This window comes from Calditerrivibrio sp. (genome assembly GCA_026415135.1).
GTDB lineage: Bacteria > Chrysiogenota > Deferribacteres > Deferribacterales > Calditerrivibrionaceae > Calditerrivibrio.
Map to the genome: position 1 here is coordinate 75,452 of JAOAHS010000006.1, position 18,327 is coordinate 93,778.

Here is an 18,327-nt window from a genome sequence, read left to right on the forward strand (position 1 = left end):
CATATGATTGGGAAAATTATAGAAAATAGAAAGCTTAATGAAAAATATTACTATATGGTTATAGAAAATGAAGATTTTGCTAAAGAAGCAAAAGTAGGTCAGTTTTTGATGGTACAATCAAAGGAGTATGACTATATAAACGATCCTATTCTAAGAAGACCTTTTGGTGTTTGTGATGTGGATGAAGCAAGAGGGGTTTTTAGTATTCTATATATGATTGTGGGAAAGGGTACTATGCTGATGACTACTTTTAGGAGTGGTTCTAAGATACATTTTTCTACTCCTTTAGGCAATTCATTTACTATAAAAAAGCATGAAAAGGTTGCATTGGTTGGTGGTGGTATCGGTATAGCTCCTTTGTACTTTTTAGCTAAGACACTGAAAAAAAATTGTTGTGAAGTTGATCTATACTATGGTGGACAATCATTTAGCGATATAGTTTTTCTGGAAGAGTTTGAAAAGATCACTGATAACATTTTTATCACAACCAACGATGGAACTCTCGGTGTAAAAGGGCTGGTTACTGAACCTTTCGAGCAATATATTGATAAGTATAACATGGTGTATGCATGTGGCCCAAAAAAGATGTTAGAAGCTACAGCAAATATCTCAATAAAAAATAATAAAACTATTGAAGTCTCTCTTGATGAAAGGATGGCTTGTGGCCTTGGCGCATGTTTGGGTTGTATGGTGTATCTAAAGGATGAAATGGGTAACGAGATACAAAAGAGATGTTGTGTGGAGGGTCCGGTGTTTGATGGTGCAAAAGTAGTTTGGGAATCTGTTTGTAGGTGATCTATGGACAGGCTAAGTGTAAGTATTTGTGGAATAAAGTTTAAGAATCCAATCATTACCGCAAGTGGTACTTTTGGATATGGATTAGAATATGCAAAATATATAGACCTAAATAGGTTAGGGGGGATAGCAGTAAAAGGTATTTCCCTGAAAGAGGTAAAAGGTAATCCGATGCCAAGGATTATAGAGACATCTGCTGGTATGCTAAATGCTATTGGTCTACAAAATGTCGGTGTTGAAAAGTTTTTGAAAGAAAAATTGCCACTACTAAGAAGGTATGATACAAGAATAATTGTAAACTTTTGGGGCAAAACGCTGGAGGAGTATGTAGAATTGGCGAATATCCTTGACAATGAGGATGTGGATTTACTTGAAATGAATATATCATGTCCAAATATTAAGGAAGGTGGTATAGCTTTTGGTACAGATCCCAAGATGACTTATGATGTGGTGTATAATTGCAAAAAGGTCATGAAAAATAAACCTTTGCTGGTAAAATTATCACCAAATGTGACCAACATCAAAATATTCGGTAAGATTGCTGAAGATGCTGGGGCTGATGGTATATCGGCGATCAATACCTTACTTGGTATGGCAATCAATATCAATACACGAAAACCATTTTTATCCAATATTACAGGTGGTCTTAGTGGACCAGCAATAAAGCCTGTGGCTGTAAGAATGGTATACGAGCTCTATCATACTATAAAAATACCAATAGTTGGTATCGGTGGTATTATGAATTATAAAGATGTTGTTGAATTTTATTTGGCTGGAGCAACAGCTGTTCAAGTAGGTACTGCAAATTTTGTTGATCCTGAAATTCCAATTAAGATTATAGATGACCTTGAAAACTATCTTGTTGATCAAAATATAGAAAGTATAAAAGATCTCACTGGTAAGGTGATAAAAAGTTAATGTGTCAAATTTTAAAACAAAAAAACTATTTATAGTAAATCTATCGCATACCTAAATTTTTACAGACAGGAGCTATCAATTATATCACCAATAACGTCCGATAAGATATATTATGTTAAGTTGCTGGGGCCAAGAAATAGTGTCGGTAAATGAGATTGGGAAAATAAGGGCTAACTAGAGAATGTTTTAGATTATTGCAAGTCTATTTCTACCTTCTTTTTTGGAGATATAAAGAGCATGATCGGCTGCATTTAAGTTGTGATCAATGCTTATGGGTTTTAATTTCGTGGCACCAATTGATATTGTATAACTGATAAATCGATTATCGTTTATTTCGACAATAGATCTTTCGATATTTTTTCTAAAGTTTTCAAATATTTTTCTTGCATCATTTTCATTGACATTTATTAGGATAATGGCAAACTCTTCACCACCTATTCTACCGACAATATCACTTTTCCTGAGTTCTGTTGTTAGTTTGCCAGCCAAGTGTTTGAGTATTATGTCTCCATTTATGTGACCATAAGTGTCGTTTATAGCTTTAAAATGATCTATGTCAATTATACCTAAAAAACAGTCTGTTTCATACCTATTGATCTGATCAATAATTTTTTGGCCAATCTCATAGAAAAATCTTCTATTATATAGACCTGTGAGATAATCCTTTTCCGCAATATCCTTCATTTTTGCGTACATCTCTTGTAATTCTTTGTTTTTACTTTCAAGCTCTTTTGATTGTAAATAAAGATTAGCATGGGCTTCTGCAAGTTCGTTTTGAATCTTTTTGGCTTCAGTGATATCTATTCCAATTGTATATTTTACCAATCTACCATCTGGCCAATACATCATACATTCATCAAGTCTATACCATTTATCTTTTAGTTCACTGAAGCATTCGTGACTAATTCTTTCGTTTATCTTTTTATTTTCTATTAGATATTTTATCTTACAATGTGGACATACATTCTGAAAACCAAAAATCTTTTCGTAACACTTGACATTGTTATTATAAGAAAACTCTTCCCAGAATAATTGGTTACCATATATAACTTGATACTCATTGACATCAATAACATAGACTACAAAGGGTATCATATCAAACAGTCTTTCAAATATACTGTTTTCAACTATAGTACTCATTTAAAGCTCCTTTTTATTGGCAAAAATAAATCTACAGTAGTTCCAATATCCAATTGGGAGCTGATCTCTATAAAGCCATCATGTTGGCTAATTATGCCAAAAGATTCTGAAAGTCCAAGTCCAAAAGCATTTCTATAATCTTTAGTTGTAAAAAAAGGATCTTGAACTTTATCAACATATTCATCTTTTATACCAAAGCCATGATCTGTAATAGATATTTTTATAAAATCAGAGTCTTTTACCTTTACATGTTTACATGTGATCTCAATATCACCACCGTTTGGCATCGATTCCATAGAATTTTTTACTATATTATCTAAACATGAACTAAATAGTTCCAAATCCAATGATAATTTTATATTTAAGACAGAATCGATGTTAAGATGAAAGTTGTATATTTTGTCTGATGTGGCCTGTTTTGTTTTTACATAATTAGTAAGAAAGCGGGAGATGTCAATGTCATGTAGGTTCAATATAGCTTTTTGGCTAAACTTAATGATTCCCTGAATAATCTTTGTGGCTTTTGATACGGAATCTTTTATTATTTCCATTTCTTTTTTAAGTTCTGGATAGATCTGATTTTTACTTAACTTATCTGAAATTATTAATAGTGGAGTATTAATATTGTTTAAGTGATGAGCCAAACCGCTTGAAAGGTTAACCAAAGATCGTAGCTTTTCCAAAGCTATATCTTTCTTTTTTGATTCTTCAAGTTGAAATAAAAGATTTTTTAATTCTTTATTATTTTCTTCTATCTTTTTACTTTTCAATAAAAGTTCTGCATGTGATTCAGAGAGCTTATTTTGTGTAAATTTTAACTCCGTGATATCCACGCATATACTATATTTTACAAGTTTACCATTGGGCCAGAAAATAGATTTTTCTTCTATTCTATACCATTTATCTTCAAGTTCATTAAAATTATCAAAAATAACCGTATTCCCTTTAGGTTTTCTATTCTCAATCAATTCGGTGATTTTACAAAATATACATGGAGAATCATTGCCATAAATGATATTGTAACATTTTTTTCCTTCATAGTTTTCAAATCTTTTTTTGAAATAGTCGTTCATGTAGATGATATCCAGCGTATCAACATCAGTGACATAAACCCCAAAGGGTAGCATATCAAAAAGTGTTTCAAATATCCTCATCTCATTCATATACTTTATTTGAAGTATTTGATAGAATTTTACTTATTGATTTAGCAATTTTTTCCTCATCAAAAGGTTTTAAAACATATCCAGATGCTCCGGCTTCAATAGCTTTTACGATCATCTGTTCTTGACCATGAGATGTTATCATCAAAATAGGCACCGTAGGTGATTTTTCCCTAATCTTTATAGTTGCTTCTATGCCGTCTATATCAGGCATTGTAATATCCATGCTTACAAAATCTATCTCCTCAGGATTAAATTTTTCTATTGCTTCTTTTCCTGTCCTTGCAGTTGCTACTACTGTGTGACCCAATGATTCAAATATTTGAGTCAGTTTTTTGATGATAATCAGGGAATCATCTGCAATCAATACCCTTAAATTACTCATTTATTCCTCCGTTTTGTTTATCTTGGATTATTAGATATATGTTTATGTTACCATCTGTTGTGGAGATCATAGAATGATAATACTTTGAATCTTTCTTGTTTAGAATACTTTTGGCTTCATTGACTATCAATGGAGGCGAAAAAGATAGAAGTGAATCGTTAATTTCTAAAGATTTTGTAGAGTTCCCCAAAACTATATTCATGACTTCACATGCAGATTCTGCATAAAGCTCATCTTTTTCATCATCTTTCACATCTAACTCTTTGGTAAATTGATAAAATATCTTATCAAGAATTGCTTTCTCGTAACTAAAAACAACTATTGCTGTTATATGACCTTTGATAGACATTATAGATGTTAGATAGTTTAAATTAATTTTTGGAACATCTTTTAGATATATTTTTTTGCTTATAGGATTTAATGAAAGATCTTTTTCAATGAAATCAATACATTTTTCCGTTATAATATCAATGATTTTCTTATACTCCATATTTTACTCCTCATAAGGTATTTTAACCAAAACCTCTGTACCTAAATCTTTTTCAGATATAACTTCTATTTTTCCACCTATCTTTTCAATTTCAAACTTAACTGCTGATAAACCAACTCCCCTACCCTTATAAATATCAGCTTCTTTAATTGAAGTATAACCTTCTAAAAATATTTTTTCAAGTTCTTCTTGGTCTATTCCTTTGCCATCATCTGTTATCTTAATAATCAAATAATTCTCTGATTTTGAAATTCTTACAGTCACATTACCTACCTCACTCTTGCCTTTCGCTTCTCTAACTTGAGGTGTTTCTATCCCATGTATGACTGCATTGGTGAAAATGTGATATAAAGAGCTAAGGCATTTGAAGTAATCAGGTATATATATTTGTATATTATCCTTACATTCTATATCAAAACGCACTAATTTCCCTTCCCTTTCAGATACCCTTTCCACTAATTTTCTGAAATTATCAAAATAGGACAGTAAATTTATTTTAAGAAAGTTTTTAATCTCTTTGTGTAAGGGGTTATGCTCTATTTTTAACCTATTAGCTAAAATAGTAAGTCTCTCTTCAGATATTCGAACAAAATTCTCATCAACAAAATCTTTTTCTAAATATTTTCGTAGAATATCCATGTCTTTTTTTAGTGAAGCAAAAAGTGAATCCACAAACTTTTCTCTATTGCTTAATGCATATTCTAAGTTTTCTTCAAAAATATGGATTAGCTCTGGTAGATTTATAAAACCTTTTTGCAAAAAATTGCCTTTAAAAGTGTGCAACTCTTTTTTAATGATGTTTAAAGGATACAGATGGATGTTTAAAATGAAATCTTTAAATTCTTTTATCAATTCTTTTGTTACATATTCATCTTTTACATATTCTACAACAAATTTTAACATTTTTCTTTCATTTTCAAGCTGTTTTTCTAACATCTTTTCATCTGTTATATCCTTCATTATTAAGATAATGTTTTTGTCCTTTGAAAGTTTATAGGTTAACTGATAGGTTTTATCTAAGATATCTACCTGTGGAGGCAAAAGTTCCAACATTGTTTCTTTTAAGAAGGTATTTTCTTGTTGAAATACTGATTTTAAGAGATTTCTAATGTTTTGTTGTTTTGTTTTATCTTCAGGAAACAGAAGTTCTACTATATCAACACCGGCTATATCTTTCCCAAATATCTCTTTACATACGGATGAGTATTCTTTATCTATTTTATAATCACTACCGAATTTCAAAAACCCCTCTCCTGAACTATCAAGAAGTGTAGATATTTTATCTTTACTTATTGCTAATTCTTTTGTTCTGTCAGCTACTTTGATCTCAAGGTCCTCCACATGCTCTTTAATTTTCGCTGACATTAAATTAAAAATATTTGTCAACTCACCAATTTCATCATTTTGATTGTATTCTATTTTTGTATCGTAATTACCCTCTTTTATTCTATTAGCTGAAACAGCAATGGTTTTAATGGGGTTTATAAGCATCCTCTGAACAATATAACCAAAAGCCACAATCAATATAACCATTAATAAAAAGACAGAAATGATTGGTAATAATAACTGTTGTATATTCAATATCTTATCTATGTTTATTGCTGTTAGAATTACCCATTTCAACTCAGGGATATGACTTATTGCCACCATATATTCGTTACCTAAAAGATTGACCTTAAATATATCCACAAGGTTGTTTGATTGTAATAGGTTTGAAATTCTGTTTTTGAGGATTTCTTTGCCTTTTTCGTTAGATATGTCAAATATTGTTGTTTGCTTTTTACTTTTATCAACTATTCTCAGATTCATGAGGGACTTATCCTTCGAAGCAAAAATGGTTCCATCCTCCTGTAATATAAATTGAATAGTACCCTCTTCAGTTTTTTCTATAAATTCATTTACAAAATCAGTTATTTCTATTCCTGTACCGATAACCCCTCTTAAAATACCATCATCTATCATGACAACATTTATCCACAAATTTGTTTTTCCGACTTCTTTATCGAAATCGACATTTAGGGTGTATAGAGTAGGCTGCTTAATTGTTATAAAATACCAAATATCATCTTTGTTTTCAGGGTTTAGTGTTTTAATAATTTTAGCCACTCCACCAGATTTTTCATCGGAGTAGTAATAATTCAAACTATTATTTATTACAAAAAAAGCCGATTTCGATGTAAAATGTTTTCTAAAGTTTTCAAATTCTTGAAGAGCAAGATCTTTGTATAGTATATTTTCTTCGTGTTTTCCCCAAAGAGTTAGTATTTTAGAGTTACTCATCAATCTTGATATGGTAAGTTCCTTGTTTAATATACCACTGATCCGTTCTTTTTGATATAAAACTGAAGTTTTAGCATATTTTTCTGCTAAATTTTCTACAACTATTGTATAGATCTTTTTCCAGAACATGTACGCAGATGTAAGAATGATAATGATACCTATTATTAGCGCCATCTTCATTTTAAAGCTTATAGAGTTAAATGTCATATTTATCCTATAATCAACTATTTTATTATGATCTCTACCCTTCTGTTTTTGGGTTCGGAAGTTTCATCTGGTAGGGGTATTAATGGATCATCTTCTCCATGGGATAAGATTTCTATAGGTGTTGTTTCCAAAACACCAGAGCTTAAAATAATATGTTTTACAGACTCAGCTCTTTTTAGGCCTAAATTATAGTTTACCTCTTTAGAACCTAAACTATCGGTGTGACCTATTATCAGAATTTCTGGATCTTTTCTTGATTTAATCTCTTTCAAAAGATCTTGAACATTGGCAAGGCTTTCTTCAGTAAGATTGTCACTGCCTGCAAGAAAATATAAAAGGAAGGATTTTGGTTTGAGAGGCTCCATATTTAGCAGATTTGAATATCTTTTTGAAAACTCTTCATCAGACATTAAGGTAGGTTCAGATATTTTATCTTTATCTATTGTTACAAAATATTTATTTTTATCTATGACAACTTCACCTTTTTCCGTTTTAACATATACCTTTCCTACCTTTCCATCTTCATCTGCCATAAGGCATACAAGATCTTTTTTTTCGATCTTAAAAGAGCCGATAGCCAAAACAACAGCAGTTGTCAAAACAAAAAGTGTAAAGGGTGTCATTGGCTTGCCTCCACAATAAACTTAGTTCCTTTTACTCCAACTACAGCTGAAGATGTTTTTATTCCTACATTATTGGCTGCTATCTTTGGTATTTTCCCAGAGTTAAAAAGTATTTTTCCAGTTTTAAGCTCCCCTTTTAATTCATAGGTAGATTTCTTAGGATCATATTGATAAGCTTGGACAATATAATGAGTGTTTTCGTCAAGAGTTATCATTGTGTTATCTTTAAAAACTATACCACAACCTGATTTGTTTTTTGTAATTATTTGATCTTTGTTTAGAATATTAAAACCTAACTTGACATCGAGTTCTTTGTTATCCCTTAAAACAATGACATTGCCATTAATGTTCCTAACTTTTCCAATTGTTTCTGAAAAAGATGGGATAGTAAAGACTAAGAAGAGAAAAAGAGTTATAAATATTCTCATAAGGCACCCCTTTTAAAAATCGGGGCGACTGGATTTGAACCAGCGACCACACCCACCCCAAAGGTGTACGCTACCAGGCTGCGCCACGCCCCGATAACAAATTTATAATACAAAAATTCAGATTTGGCAAGACTAAATGAGTTTTTTATAAAAGCCAGGGTTCTTATTTATAAAGAACCCTGACAGTATTTATCTTAGTTTTTCTATCACTATCCTGAAGTTATCAAACTTTTTAAGTTCATATTTATTTAAGTTTTTTATGGCATTTGCAAGGTAAATAGTTTTTTCCGGATATTCTACAACAACTTTGTCAACACCCCTGTCATTAACGTTTAAAACCCAGCTTATATACTGGAGATCATTTTTTAACTCTAAAAGTTTATTTAAATCGTTATTACCTGCTAAAACTATTTCTACAGTTCTTTTGTTTTGTCCTTTGATCTTTTCAACCACAGTGGAGATAAGCTCGTTGGAAACATTTGATGCTAAATTTTCCAGCATATTGTGAGTAGCGTCTTCAGGGGTTGGTCCCTGCCCTCTTCCAGAAACATATCCACTTGCTACAACTATTTTTTGGCCATTTTTATCACCGATAAGTCTGTAGGTCAATCTACCTGTAACCACATTGAAAGGTAAGGAAACACCATAACCTATGTTTTTACCCTGTTGTGCCGATAATGTTGTTTCTACTTTTCCTATCAGGATAGCGCCCGACATAAACTGATAAGCCACATTTCTAAATGCGCTATAGTTATTGTTTTTTAATGCACTATCAATCTCCATAAGGGAATATTTACTACCTAAAGAAGCTATATCCACTACATCAAGCCCTTGAGCAGATAGCTCATTTATCACCTTTTCTGACAATGCAGTGGTTTCATCGACTTTGTTATTGGGAAAAATAACAGGTATATAGACTGCTACAGATGTATTTTTAGCAAAGATACTTACAGCTTTTGCTGCTTCTGCTGGTGAAATATCTGCTGATATCTTGACCCAGTAAAGGTCTTTATCTTTACCTTCATCAATGATTTTATATTTGTCTACAACTCCTTTAACCTCTGACTTGATTGCTTCGTCCACCAACTGGGCATTTTGAACTATTGTCTCCACTTTTACCTGAACACCTGCAGCAGCTTCCAAAGCAGCCCATTTTGCTCTTGCAATAGCTTGAAATTTTGCTGCAGCTATGTCACCATTGACAATATTTGCTTCGCCAGTAGCTGTAACAGTTTTGGCAAAAGCAGAAAAGCCTAAAGATAGCACCATTAAAAACACTAGCAAATATCTTTTCATCATACACCTCTCAAACAAAAAAGGGGGATACCCCCCTTATATTTTTAAAACAGTTTTTTCATGAACCCTTGCCCTTCAAGAGGAGCTCTTTTAACTAATGTACCGACTTTTAATCTTTTAATGTTTTCAGGTTTACCTTCTATCTTTACCCATGCAGAATTTTCATCCACTTGGTTTGAGACGATTATATCAACATCTATTTTTGTTTTTTGACAATTCATCTTTTTTGTCATGAAATCCTGTATTTCCATAAATTCATATGCTTCAATTTTGTTACCAGGTTGAATTCCATCGGCTTTACCCAAACTTACAAGAGCAACCTGCTTGCCACCACGAAGTTGATTTATATATGCTTTCGCTCCAAAAAGATCAGAAAACTCTGGTTTAATATCATCTACAGACTCACCAAATGCTTTTTTAGCAGCGTTAACAACCAATTCTGGATTAAACGCAGGTTGTTCACCTGCAAGCTCCCTACCTTTTACCTTTTTACTCAATACAAGCTGTCCAGTAGAGGCATCGATCAACTGAACAGTCATCTCGGTATTAACATTCCAACCAACTGTTGCTGCATCAACAGCTGCTTTTGTGGCAGCTAAAGCTAAATTGACCCATACATTACCGGTGTTTGTATCATTTTTGGTTCTCTGAACATAATGAGCTTTTATTAGGTCAACAGTACCTGTTATTATGTAATCAACACCTGAAATCTTACCAAATTTAGTAACTGTGTTAGGATCTGCCATGTTCATCTGAAAACCTTGTTCCTGAAGAACTTTCCCCACCTGTTGTCTAGTGAAGACCTGTACACCACCTATTTTCATTATGGCATCTTCAACTGCTGACTGGGCATATTGCCCTAAATTAGGAGCTATTTCACGGTAAAATGTATTGATATCTGCTGAGTATTTGTGATCCTTTTGGGTAACTCCTGCATAGCCCACACCAGCTGCACCAGGCCCAACAACAACTCCTGCAACACCAGCAGATTTTGTAGTAGTCTGAGATTGGCCTTGAATTTGAGTATTTACAGCCTTCATATCACCATAGCCTGTGTTATTTGCAAAATCAACTACTGCAACTTTGTACTTTTTCCCTTGATATTGTGCTTCACATATCTTAGGAACCTGAACCTGCTCCTGATCAGCTGGAGTAATTTGCATTGCACCAGGATCCAATTTTGGTGGTTGTGCACAAGCAAAGAGAAATACTACAGCTAAGACACTTAGATATTTAAAAAACCTCATAAATCCCTCCATAGTTTTTTGTATTTTAATTATAACAGGTAAATATGAAAAATCAAATAAATTTTAAAAAAATTTTTTATTTTTTTAATTTAGCCATTACCTTTTTCAAATCTTCCCAGGCAGGTTTTTTCATTGCAGGATTTCTCAAAAGATATGAGGGATGGAAAGTTGGCATAACCAAAATCCCATTATAGTCTTGGAACTCACCTCTAATCAAACTTATCCTTTTATCAATATTTAAAAGATATTTTGTGGCAGTGCTCCCCAAGCATACAATAATTTTTGGGCATACTATATCTATCTGTCTTTTTAAAAAATTTATACATGCAAAAGCTTCTTCATCAAAGGGTGCCCTATTGTTTGGTGGTCTACATTTTACAATATTAGCAATATACACTTCATCCCTTTTATACCCCATTGCCTCTATCATCTTGGTTAACAATTGACCTGCTTTACCCACGAAAGGTCTACCCTGTTCATCTTCATCTGCCCCTGGACCTTCTCCAACAAACATCAATACAGCATTCAGATTACCTTCACCAGGAACAGTATTTTTCCTACTTTTACCAAGAATGCACTTATGGCAAGAAGATATCTCTTGTTCTATTTCTAACATTGCTTGAGTTTTTTGATCTTTTATAATAGTATTATCTGGTGATGATAGAAAAGAATCTATACCAACGATATCCTTATAAAAATTAAGATCTTTTATACCGCACATATTCGCAAACATAGTTGATTATTTTTGATGCTATACTTTGTTTACTCATTTTATCTATGGTTTCTTCTTTACCATTTATAAAATAAATATGTACTTCATTATCATTAGAATCAAAACCAATATCTTTTCTTGAGATATCATTAGCAACTATAATATCCAACTTTTTATTTTTAAGCTTTTCCAGTGCATTAAGCCTAAGGTTCTCACTTTCTGCAGCAAATCCAATAAAGATCTGATCATCTCTCTTATATCTTGATAATTCTTTTAAAATATCTATATTCTGTTTAAGCTCCAATACTAAATTTTCTGACTTTTTCTTAATTTTATGTTGGCTTTTGTTAATAACAGAAAAATCAGCAACTGCTGCTGACATTATCAAAATATCGTAATCTGATATTACAGATATAGTTGCGTTAAACATCTGTTCTGCCGATTCGACGTTTATCACAGGCACAAAACTTTTCAGATTGGTAGGACCAGAAATAAGGAGCACATCTGCACCATTTTCATAAGCAGCTTCTGCCAAAGCATAACCCATTTTACCGCTGGATCTATTGGAAATATATCTGACAGGGTCGATATACTCAACCGTTGGTCCTGCTGTAACTAAAACTTTTTTTCCTCTTAAAAGATCATTCTTTCTTATAAATAACCTACAGTATCTGTAGATATCTTCAGGTTCCACCATTTTACCTACTCCTTCATCTTTACAAGCCAAGACACCTGTGGTAGGCTCTAAAATGTGGAAACCAAAATCCTTTAGGGTGTTAAGATTTTTCTGAAAAATAGGATTTACATACATTTTACTATTCATAGCTGGAGCAACAACTATAGGTTTGCTCTCATCCCGAGCTAAAACTGTCGAGGTTAAAAGATTATCGGCAATACCATTTGCAATCTTACCTATTGTATTTGCAGTAGCTGGAGCGATCACAAATAGATCTGACCAATCTATTAGGCTTATATGTTTTATAGAATTTGGTTCTATATATACTTCAAAATCATCTATATATACCCTGTTGCCTGTTATAGCCTCAAATGTAAGTGGTGTGACAAATTTAGTGGCATTCTCCGTCATAATAACTTTTACATTGTGACCCCCAAGTATAAAAAACCTACACAGTTGGGGAATCTTATAGGCAGCTATGCCACCAGTAACACCAATTAAAACATTGTATGATTTCATTAATTATTCTTTTATCAATACAGGTTTTATTTTTTGTTCAACTATTTCTGACAACGCAATTGTAGTTGGCTTAAGATACTTTTTTTCCTGGGGTGGCAGGGTATTTTCCTTAGAACTGATCAATTCTCTAGCCCTTTGGCTTGATATTAATACCAATCTGAAACGGCTACCAATAAGCTCGTTTGTAATACCTTTTTCAATATCTACTACTGACATCTATTCCTCCATATCAAAAATTTCATCTATACTTTCTAAATCTGTAGTTCTTAAATGTTCTGCAATGTAAATACTCTCTAATTCTTTATAGGAACTTATTATGTCTCTATTAACAATTATATAGTCGTAGTCTTTATAGTATGCAATCTCTTTTTTTGCATTTTCAAGTCTTAAATTAATTTTTTCCTCTGTTTCTGTTCTTCTGTTCTTTAATCTTTCCCTAAGATCCTTCATGGAAGGTGCAATAATAAAGATATATATTCCAAAACCAAGCTTTTCTCTAAGCTGTCTTGCACCTTGTGGATCTATATCTAATATAATATTCTTTCCATTAGCAAGATTTTCTTCAACAAATTTTTTTGATGTACCATAATAGTTACCATGAACTTCTGCCCATTCCAAAAACTCATCCCTATCTATCATCTGTTTAAAAGTGTTAATATCTACAAAGAAATAATCTTTCCCTTCTACTTCATCAAATCGTGGTTTTCTGGTTGTATAAGAAACAGAAAAGATAAGGTCAGTGTAGTTTTGAAGTAGCTTATTGCATAATGTTGTTTTTCCTGCACCACTTGGAGCACTAATTATGAAAAGTTTACCTTTTTTAAACATAACCAGATCCTAAACAATATTTTGAACCTGTTCCCTTAGTTTGTCAACTATATTCTTACCTTCCACTACTGCTTCAATCACCTCAGTATTACCAGTTTTGCTTCCAATTGTATTTAGCTCCCTGAACAACTCCTGACACATAAAATCCAATTTCTTACCCACAGGAAATTCATGTTCTATTATATTAAGGAAATGTGTAATATGGGATTTCAACCTTGTTACCTCTTCTTCTATATCCATTTTTTCAGCATTTATTGCAGCCTCCTGATACAACCTTTCATGATCAATAGTATTTGTCATGAGGGATTGAATTTTGGTTTTAATTTTTTCATAGTTTTCAATTAATACAGCGTCTTTTTTCAAATCTATCGATTTTACTAATTGCTTCAATTTATCCAGTTTCTCCAACAGATCATTTTTCAACATATCTCCCTCGAATATCCGCATTTGGTCCAATTTGGATATTGATAACATAAAAGTTTTAAGAATATAATTAGAAATTGTTTCCTCTAATTCTTCATTCTCTTCAAAAAATAAAACATCATCAAATTTTAATAAATGCTCTATTTTTATATCATCGTTTATTCCATGCCTATTTTTCAGATCGTTTAGGATGGTCACAATCTCATTAACCATTAAATTATTTATTTTTGGTATTTTAGGAGTTTTGTTATATGTGATATCGACATATACATCTACTTTGCCTCTTACAAGCTTCTCCCTTAACATGGATAAGATTTTTATCTCCAAATGATTAAAAAGTTTTGGTAATTTTATTTTAGCATCTAAAAATTTACTATTCAGTGACTTTATTTCTATCTTTATTGAACAGTCTTCATAATTTTCAATTATCTTAGAATAGCCTGTCATGCTTTTGATCATGTTATATTTCCTTTATTGATATTGTTTTTTATAAAACATCTGTTATAATGTAATATAAATAACTATGGAGGTCAATATGTTTCCATCTTCATTAATATTACTTATATTAATAATCATTACATTGGCTAATATTTTCAAAATACTCCGGGAGTATGAAAGGGGTGTAGTTTTTAGGTTAGGTCGTTTTGTGGGAGTAAGAGGTCCAGGGCTTACAATTTTAATACCTTATTTAGAGAAGATGGTAAAGGTCAATCTAAGAACTGTGGTGATGGATGTACCTCCACAAGATGTTATAACTAAAGATAATATATCTATAAAGGTTAACGCTGTTGTTTACTTTAGGGTCATAAATCCAGCAAAAGCTGTACTTGAAGTGGAAGACTATTACTATGCCACTAGTCAAATATCCCAGACTACTTTACGAAGCGTTGTTGGACAATTTGAGCTGGATGAGATATTATCTCATAGGGAAAAGATCAATCAAGAACTTCAAGATGTTATAGATAAACAGACCGATCCATGGGGTGTAAAAGTGAGTGCTGTTGAGATAAAACATATAGATTTACCAATAGAGATGCAAAGGGCTATGGCAAAACAAGCTGAAGCTGAAAGGGAGAGAAGGGCCAAAATCATACATGCGGATGGTGAGCTTCAATCCTCAGAAAAACTATCTCAAGCCAGCAAGATCATGTCTGAAAACCCGCTTACTATACAATTAAGATATCTACAAACATTAACAGAGATTGCTTCAGAAAAGAACTCCACCATCGTTTTCCCTTTACCCATAGAACTTCTAAAAGTTTTCGGGGTCAAAGTAGAAAAGGAAGAGAAATAGAGACACATGGGCTACTTTTGTAGCCCTACTCCATTTTTTTAACAATTATATCAAGCTTTTTGTTTTTTAGTATTAATTTAATAACCAAAAAATAGATAGCAATGGTAAAAAGAGACGTAATTGCAATATAAATATCTTCAAGACCCATTTTTTGCATTATTAAAGAAACAATAACTACTATTAAAATAGGTAGTAGATAAGCAATAAAAGCAGATTTTTTCAGTTTACTATCATCAATGGTAACATTGATATTATCACCATCTTTTAGTAGCAAATCTGTGTAGATCTCAAATACCCTTTCATTATCCTTACCTGCAAAGGCGCATGATTCACTACAGTGGCTACAGGTTTTGGGTTGTTTAACCTGTATTGTTACTTTTCCATCTTCTTCAACCTTGAGAACTTTCCCAACATTTTCAAAGCGATTTGACATATATCTTTTCTCCAAGATAATTATCTATGGCAAACCTACTGTTATATACTTTAAATATCAATATAGGTTTTTTTTGTATCAATATCAATTCTGTACCAGGCAGTAGGCCCATTGAACTTATCTTATTTAATGCTTCCTTATCCTGCTGATCTATAGATTCTACAATATAAATATTGTTTATTTTACCATCTGTTAGTTTCATTGTAACCCTCCAAAATGAAGTATTAAATTAAGGATGATACCTGTAACAAAGGCAAAAGGTATAACAAAAATGAAGATCAATATAGCATCCTTAAAACCTCTCTCCTTTATCATTACTGAAAACTGAGCTACACATGGAACAAATAATGTCAAAATCACTACTGCAACAACTGTTTGAACAGGTGTTAACATATGTTGGATATCAAAAAGCCCCGCTGCGCCAAAATCCCTTCTAAAAAATCCATAAAGAAATATCTCACCCATTTTTTCAGGTAAACCAGCCCATTTTGCTGGGAATGAGAGCAGGTATGTTAAAAGATCAAATATTTTTGTAACCTTTCCGACCCAGATTAGAGCGCTAATATAAATAAATATAGGTATCACTTCGAATGCATACCATTTAAGCCTACTAAAAGTTTTTAGAAATACGTTGCCGATAATTGGCATCCTTAAAGGGGGGATCTCCATAAAAAAGGTAGCTGGAGAACCTTTTACTATTTTATTTAATACAAATCCCGAAATCAAAAATATTATCAAAATTGTAACAAACCAGATCAACATGTAATTGAAATTTTGCCCCAAAAGACCTAATATGACACCTAATTGAGCAGCACAAGGGATTGTTAAAGCCAAAAGGAACGTTGCAATATATCTTTCCCGCACAGTTTCCAGTGTTCTTGTAACTACAGTAGCCATAGTACCACAACCTAAGCCTAAAACCAATGGTATCACGGAACGACCAGATAAACCGATCTTTTTTAAAAAGTTATCAAGTACCATGGATAACCTGACTAAATACCCCGAATCCTCCAACATTGAAAACATTAAGAAAAAAGAGAATACAACTGGAAGAACTATGGCAACAGCATACCTTATACCAAGCGTAAAAATACCATATTCACCAGCAAAAAGATCAAAAAAAATACTTTCACCCAGGATAGTTTTAAAAAAATTATTGATATGTGGGTTTAAAATGGCTTCAAAAATATCTCCTTCTATAAAATCAACCAATACACCAGCTCCAAAACCTCCAACAAACTCATAAAAACCTAAATATAGAATCAATAAAACTCCTATTAAACCACCAATTGGGTGTAAAGTAATCTTATCGATGAGTCTACTAAACTGACCCTCACCGTAGAACTCTTTGTTTGTGATATTTTCATTAACAATATTGGTAGCAATATCATAGATAGTTTTTGAATAATCAATTCTAAAATTATTGTGATCGATTGTTTTTAATATTCTTGATATAAGATCATAATTTTTTTCTTTCTTTATCATATCAACAGAGTCTTCATCACCTTGAAGTAGTAATATGGAAAGCATTTTTTTTGAGATTTTGTAATTATCGGTAAGCAGTTCCTCCAGTTTAGTTATCTTTTCTAAAATATCCTCTGTATATTCAAGTGTAATTCTTTGAAAATTATACCTCTTCTCACAAACGCTCACAATCCTTGAAACCAGATTTTCCGTACCTATACCTTTTGTAGCTACTGTGGCAACAACCGGTATACCCAGATCATGTTCCAGATGTGGTACATTTATCTCAATACCCCTTGAACTCAATTCATCAAACATATTTAAAACCAGAATTACAGGTAAACCTGCTTCTATCAGCTGAAGAGTAAGTGGCAACATTCTCTGAATATTTTTTGCATCTATAACGTGCAAAATAACATCAGGAGATTCTTCCAATATAAGCTTTTTGGTTACCTTTTCCTCTTCAGTAATTGTTATTAAATTATAAAATCCTGGGGTATCTATAAACTCTATTTCGTGGTGTTCTCCAACTTTGCTTTTTCCCCTGATTATATCAACAGTTGTTCCTGGATAGTTAGATACAGAGACATATTTACCAGAAAGTCTATAAAACAATGCACTTTTACCCACATTTGGATTACCAATTAAAATAACTTTGTAATGTTTTAAACCTGTCATAGATCCCTCTTTTGTATTTTTGAATATCATTAAACCATAAAGGAGATGTTGTCAAGAAAAAATTAAGCTAATTTAACTTTTTAGGTTTAAAAAAAAAGCGGGGGATACCCCGCTTGTATTATTTTTGTTTTAATGAGGCATCTACTACTGCGTATGCTGCTAAGTAAACGATTTCATGGACATCGCTACCCCTCTGTAAAACATGTACAGAATCTCTGAAACCTTGAAGGATAGGTCCTATTGCTGTACCACCACCTACTCTGTAAAGCAGTTTGTAGGCAATGTTACCGGCTTCAAGATTCGGAAATATCAATACATTCGCATCACCTTT

General features: G+C 32.4%; 21 protein-coding genes and 1 tRNA gene. 3 read left to right on the forward strand and 19 right to left on the reverse strand.

Features of this window, described 5'->3' with window-relative positions; all coding sequences use genetic code 11:
• The first annotated feature begins 3 nt into the window (after positions 1 to 3).
• Complete coding sequence (locus N3C60_01510; GenBank protein ID MCX8083586.1) at positions 4 to 795, forward strand: dihydroorotate dehydrogenase electron transfer subunit; 792 nt, start codon at positions 4 to 6, stop codon at positions 793 to 795.
• Between the two features lie 3 nt (positions 796 to 798).
• Positions 799 to 1,713, forward strand: a complete 915-nt coding sequence (locus tag N3C60_01515) for a dihydroorotate dehydrogenase (protein MCX8083587.1) — start codon at positions 799 to 801, stop codon at positions 1,711 to 1,713.
• A gap of 186 nt (positions 1,714 to 1,899) precedes the next feature.
• Here the strand turns inward: N3C60_01515 and N3C60_01520 are convergent, their stop codons facing one another.
• From N3C60_01520 to N3C60_01590, 15 genes are all read right to left on the reverse strand, one after another.
• Positions 1,900 to 2,853 carry a GGDEF domain-containing protein gene (locus tag N3C60_01520; GenBank protein MCX8083588.1) on the reverse strand — a complete coding sequence of 318 codons (954 nt, stop codon included), beginning with the start codon at positions 2,851 to 2,853 and terminating at the stop codon, positions 1,900 to 1,902.
• Complete coding sequence (locus tag N3C60_01525) at positions 2,850 to 4,016, reverse strand: HAMP domain-containing histidine kinase (protein MCX8083589.1); 1,167 nt, start codon at positions 4,014 to 4,016, stop codon at positions 2,850 to 2,852. Before N3C60_01525 ends, N3C60_01520 begins: the two co-directional genes overlap by 4 nt.
• Positions 4,009 to 4,398, reverse strand: a complete 390-nt coding sequence (locus tag N3C60_01530) for a response regulator (GenBank protein ID MCX8083590.1) — start codon at positions 4,396 to 4,398, stop codon at positions 4,009 to 4,011. Before N3C60_01530 ends, N3C60_01525 begins: the two co-directional genes overlap by 8 nt.
• Entirely contained in the window at positions 4,391 to 4,888 is a 498-nt protein-coding gene (locus N3C60_01535; GenBank protein ID MCX8083591.1) for a chemotaxis protein CheX, read from the reverse strand. Before N3C60_01535 ends, N3C60_01530 begins: the two co-directional genes overlap by 8 nt.
• Positions 4,889 to 4,891: 3 nt before the next feature.
• On the reverse strand, positions 4,892 to 7,375 hold the full coding sequence (locus N3C60_01540) for an ATP-binding protein (GenBank protein MCX8083592.1): 2,484 nt from the start codon (positions 7,373 to 7,375) through the stop codon (positions 4,892 to 4,894).
• Positions 7,376 to 7,392: 17 nt separating this feature from the next.
• Positions 7,393 to 7,998: an OmpA family protein gene (locus N3C60_01545; GenBank protein MCX8083593.1), complete on the reverse strand. Its 606-nt coding sequence runs from the start codon at positions 7,996 to 7,998 to the stop codon at positions 7,393 to 7,395.
• Positions 7,995 to 8,426, reverse strand: a complete 432-nt coding sequence (locus N3C60_01550; protein MCX8083594.1) for a FecR family protein — start codon at positions 8,424 to 8,426, stop codon at positions 7,995 to 7,997. Before N3C60_01550 ends, N3C60_01545 begins: the two co-directional genes overlap by 4 nt.
• Before the next feature lie 19 nt (positions 8,427 to 8,445).
• Positions 8,446 to 8,519: transfer RNA gene (locus tag N3C60_01555), tRNA-Pro, on the reverse strand.
• 96 nt (positions 8,520 to 8,615) lie between these two features.
• On the reverse strand, positions 8,616 to 9,722 hold the full coding sequence (locus tag N3C60_01560; protein ID MCX8083595.1) for a flagellar assembly protein T N-terminal domain-containing protein: 1,107 nt from the start codon (positions 9,720 to 9,722) through the stop codon (positions 8,616 to 8,618).
• Between the two features lie 44 nt (positions 9,723 to 9,766).
• Positions 9,767 to 10,969: a CsgG/HfaB family protein gene (locus N3C60_01565; GenBank protein MCX8083596.1), complete on the reverse strand. Its 1,203-nt coding sequence runs from the start codon at positions 10,967 to 10,969 to the stop codon at positions 9,767 to 9,769.
• A gap of 76 nt (positions 10,970 to 11,045) precedes the next feature.
• Entirely contained in the window at positions 11,046 to 11,690 is a 645-nt protein-coding gene (locus tag N3C60_01570) for a uracil-DNA glycosylase (protein MCX8083597.1), read from the reverse strand.
• Positions 11,668 to 12,876 carry a bifunctional phosphopantothenoylcysteine decarboxylase/phosphopantothenate--cysteine ligase CoaBC gene (coaBC, locus tag N3C60_01575; GenBank protein ID MCX8083598.1) on the reverse strand — a complete coding sequence of 403 codons (1,209 nt, stop codon included), beginning with the start codon at positions 12,874 to 12,876 and terminating at the stop codon, positions 11,668 to 11,670. Before coaBC ends, N3C60_01570 begins: the two co-directional genes overlap by 23 nt.
• A gap of 3 nt (positions 12,877 to 12,879) precedes the next feature.
• Positions 12,880 to 13,092 carry a DNA-directed RNA polymerase subunit omega gene (gene rpoZ, locus N3C60_01580; GenBank protein ID MCX8083599.1) on the reverse strand — a complete coding sequence of 71 codons (213 nt, stop codon included), beginning with the start codon at positions 13,090 to 13,092 and terminating at the stop codon, positions 12,880 to 12,882.
• Positions 13,093 to 13,704 carry a guanylate kinase gene (gene gmk, locus N3C60_01585; GenBank protein MCX8083600.1) on the reverse strand — a complete coding sequence of 204 codons (612 nt, stop codon included), beginning with the start codon at positions 13,702 to 13,704 and terminating at the stop codon, positions 13,093 to 13,095.
• 9 nt (positions 13,705 to 13,713) lie between these two features.
• A complete protein-coding gene (locus N3C60_01590; GenBank protein MCX8083601.1) occupies positions 13,714 to 14,586 on the reverse strand; it encodes a YicC family protein in 873 nt (290 codons plus the stop codon).
• A 76-nt stretch (positions 14,587 to 14,662) separates the two neighbouring features.
• Here N3C60_01590 and N3C60_01595 point away from each other — a divergent pair, with 76 nt between their 5' ends.
• The gene (locus N3C60_01595) at positions 14,663 to 15,421 is read left to right on the forward strand and encodes a slipin family protein (protein ID MCX8083602.1); all 759 of its coding nucleotides are present in this window, start codon (positions 14,663 to 14,665) and stop codon (positions 15,419 to 15,421) included.
• 25 nt (positions 15,422 to 15,446) lie between these two features.
• Here N3C60_01595 and N3C60_01600 read toward each other — a convergent pair whose 3' ends face one another.
• The 4 genes from N3C60_01600 to N3C60_01615 form a co-directional block, all read right to left on the reverse strand.
• Positions 15,447 to 15,854 (reverse strand): SoxR reducing system RseC family protein, encoded by a 408-nt coding sequence (locus tag N3C60_01600; protein MCX8083603.1) that lies wholly within the window; start codon positions 15,852 to 15,854, stop codon positions 15,447 to 15,449.
• The gene (locus N3C60_01605) at positions 15,838 to 16,056 is read right to left on the reverse strand and encodes a ferrous iron transport protein A (protein MCX8083604.1); all 219 of its coding nucleotides are present in this window, start codon (positions 16,054 to 16,056) and stop codon (positions 15,838 to 15,840) included. Before N3C60_01605 ends, N3C60_01600 begins: the two co-directional genes overlap by 17 nt.
• On the reverse strand, positions 16,053 to 17,996 hold the full coding sequence (feoB, locus tag N3C60_01610; protein MCX8083605.1) for a ferrous iron transport protein B: 1,944 nt from the start codon (positions 17,994 to 17,996) through the stop codon (positions 16,053 to 16,055). Before feoB ends, N3C60_01605 begins: the two co-directional genes overlap by 4 nt.
• Positions 17,997 to 18,114: 118 nt before the next feature.
• A partial coding sequence (locus tag N3C60_01615; GenBank protein ID MCX8083606.1) for a phosphate acyltransferase occupies positions 18,115 to 18,327 on the reverse strand: 213 nt, incomplete at its 5' end.

Excerpts from the sequence above, each read along its gene's own strand:
- rpoZ (MCX8083599.1), bottom strand. The coding sequence starts at position 13,092 with ATGTCAGTAGTAGATATTGAAAAAGGTATTACAAACGAGCTTATTGGT.
- N3C60_01535 (MCX8083591.1), bottom strand. The coding sequence starts at position 4,888 with ATGGAGTATAAGAAAATCATTGATATTATAACGGAAAAATGTATTGAT.
- N3C60_01595 (MCX8083602.1), top strand. The coding sequence starts at position 14,663 with ATGTTTCCATCTTCATTAATATTACTTATATTAATAATCATTACATTG.
- N3C60_01565 (MCX8083596.1), bottom strand. The coding sequence starts at position 10,969 with ATGAGGTTTTTTAAATATCTAAGTGTCTTAGCTGTAGTATTTCTCTTT.
- feoB (MCX8083605.1), bottom strand. The coding sequence starts at position 17,996 with ATGACAGGTTTAAAACATTACAAAGTTATTTTAATTGGTAATCCAAAT.
- coaBC (MCX8083598.1), bottom strand. The coding sequence starts at position 12,876 with ATGAAATCATACAATGTTTTAATTGGTGTTACTGGTGGCATAGCTGCC.
- N3C60_01605 (MCX8083604.1), bottom strand. The coding sequence starts at position 16,056 with ATGAAACTAACAGATGGTAAAATAAACAATATTTATATTGTAGAATCT.
- N3C60_01520 (MCX8083588.1), bottom strand. The coding sequence starts at position 2,853 with ATGAGTACTATAGTTGAAAACAGTATATTTGAAAGACTGTTTGATATG.
- N3C60_01570 (MCX8083597.1), bottom strand. The coding sequence starts at position 11,690 with ATGTGCGGTATAAAAGATCTTAATTTTTATAAGGATATCGTTGGTATA.
- N3C60_01540 (MCX8083592.1), bottom strand. The coding sequence starts at position 7,375 with ATGACATTTAACTCTATAAGCTTTAAAATGAAGATGGCGCTAATAATA.
- N3C60_01550 (MCX8083594.1), bottom strand. The coding sequence starts at position 8,426 with ATGAGAATATTTATAACTCTTTTTCTCTTCTTAGTCTTTACTATCCCA.
- N3C60_01600 (MCX8083603.1), bottom strand. The coding sequence starts at position 15,854 with ATGTCAAATCGCTTTGAAAATGTTGGGAAAGTTCTCAAGGTTGAAGAA.
- gmk (MCX8083600.1), bottom strand. The coding sequence starts at position 13,704 with ATGTTTAAAAAAGGTAAACTTTTCATAATTAGTGCTCCAAGTGGTGCA.
- N3C60_01510 (MCX8083586.1), top strand. The coding sequence starts at position 4 with ATGATTGGGAAAATTATAGAAAATAGAAAGCTTAATGAAAAATATTAC.
- N3C60_01545 (MCX8083593.1), bottom strand. The coding sequence starts at position 7,998 with ATGACACCCTTTACACTTTTTGTTTTGACAACTGCTGTTGTTTTGGCT.
- N3C60_01530 (MCX8083590.1), bottom strand. The coding sequence starts at position 4,398 with ATGAGTAATTTAAGGGTATTGATTGCAGATGATTCCCTGATTATCATC.
- N3C60_01560 (MCX8083595.1), bottom strand. The coding sequence starts at position 9,722 with ATGAAAAGATATTTGCTAGTGTTTTTAATGGTGCTATCTTTAGGCTTT.
- N3C60_01590 (MCX8083601.1), bottom strand. The coding sequence starts at position 14,586 with ATGATCAAAAGCATGACAGGCTATTCTAAGATAATTGAAAATTATGAA.
- N3C60_01515 (MCX8083587.1), top strand. The coding sequence starts at position 799 with ATGGACAGGCTAAGTGTAAGTATTTGTGGAATAAAGTTTAAGAATCCA.
- N3C60_01525 (MCX8083589.1), bottom strand. The coding sequence starts at position 4,016 with ATGAATGAGATGAGGATATTTGAAACACTTTTTGATATGCTACCCTTT.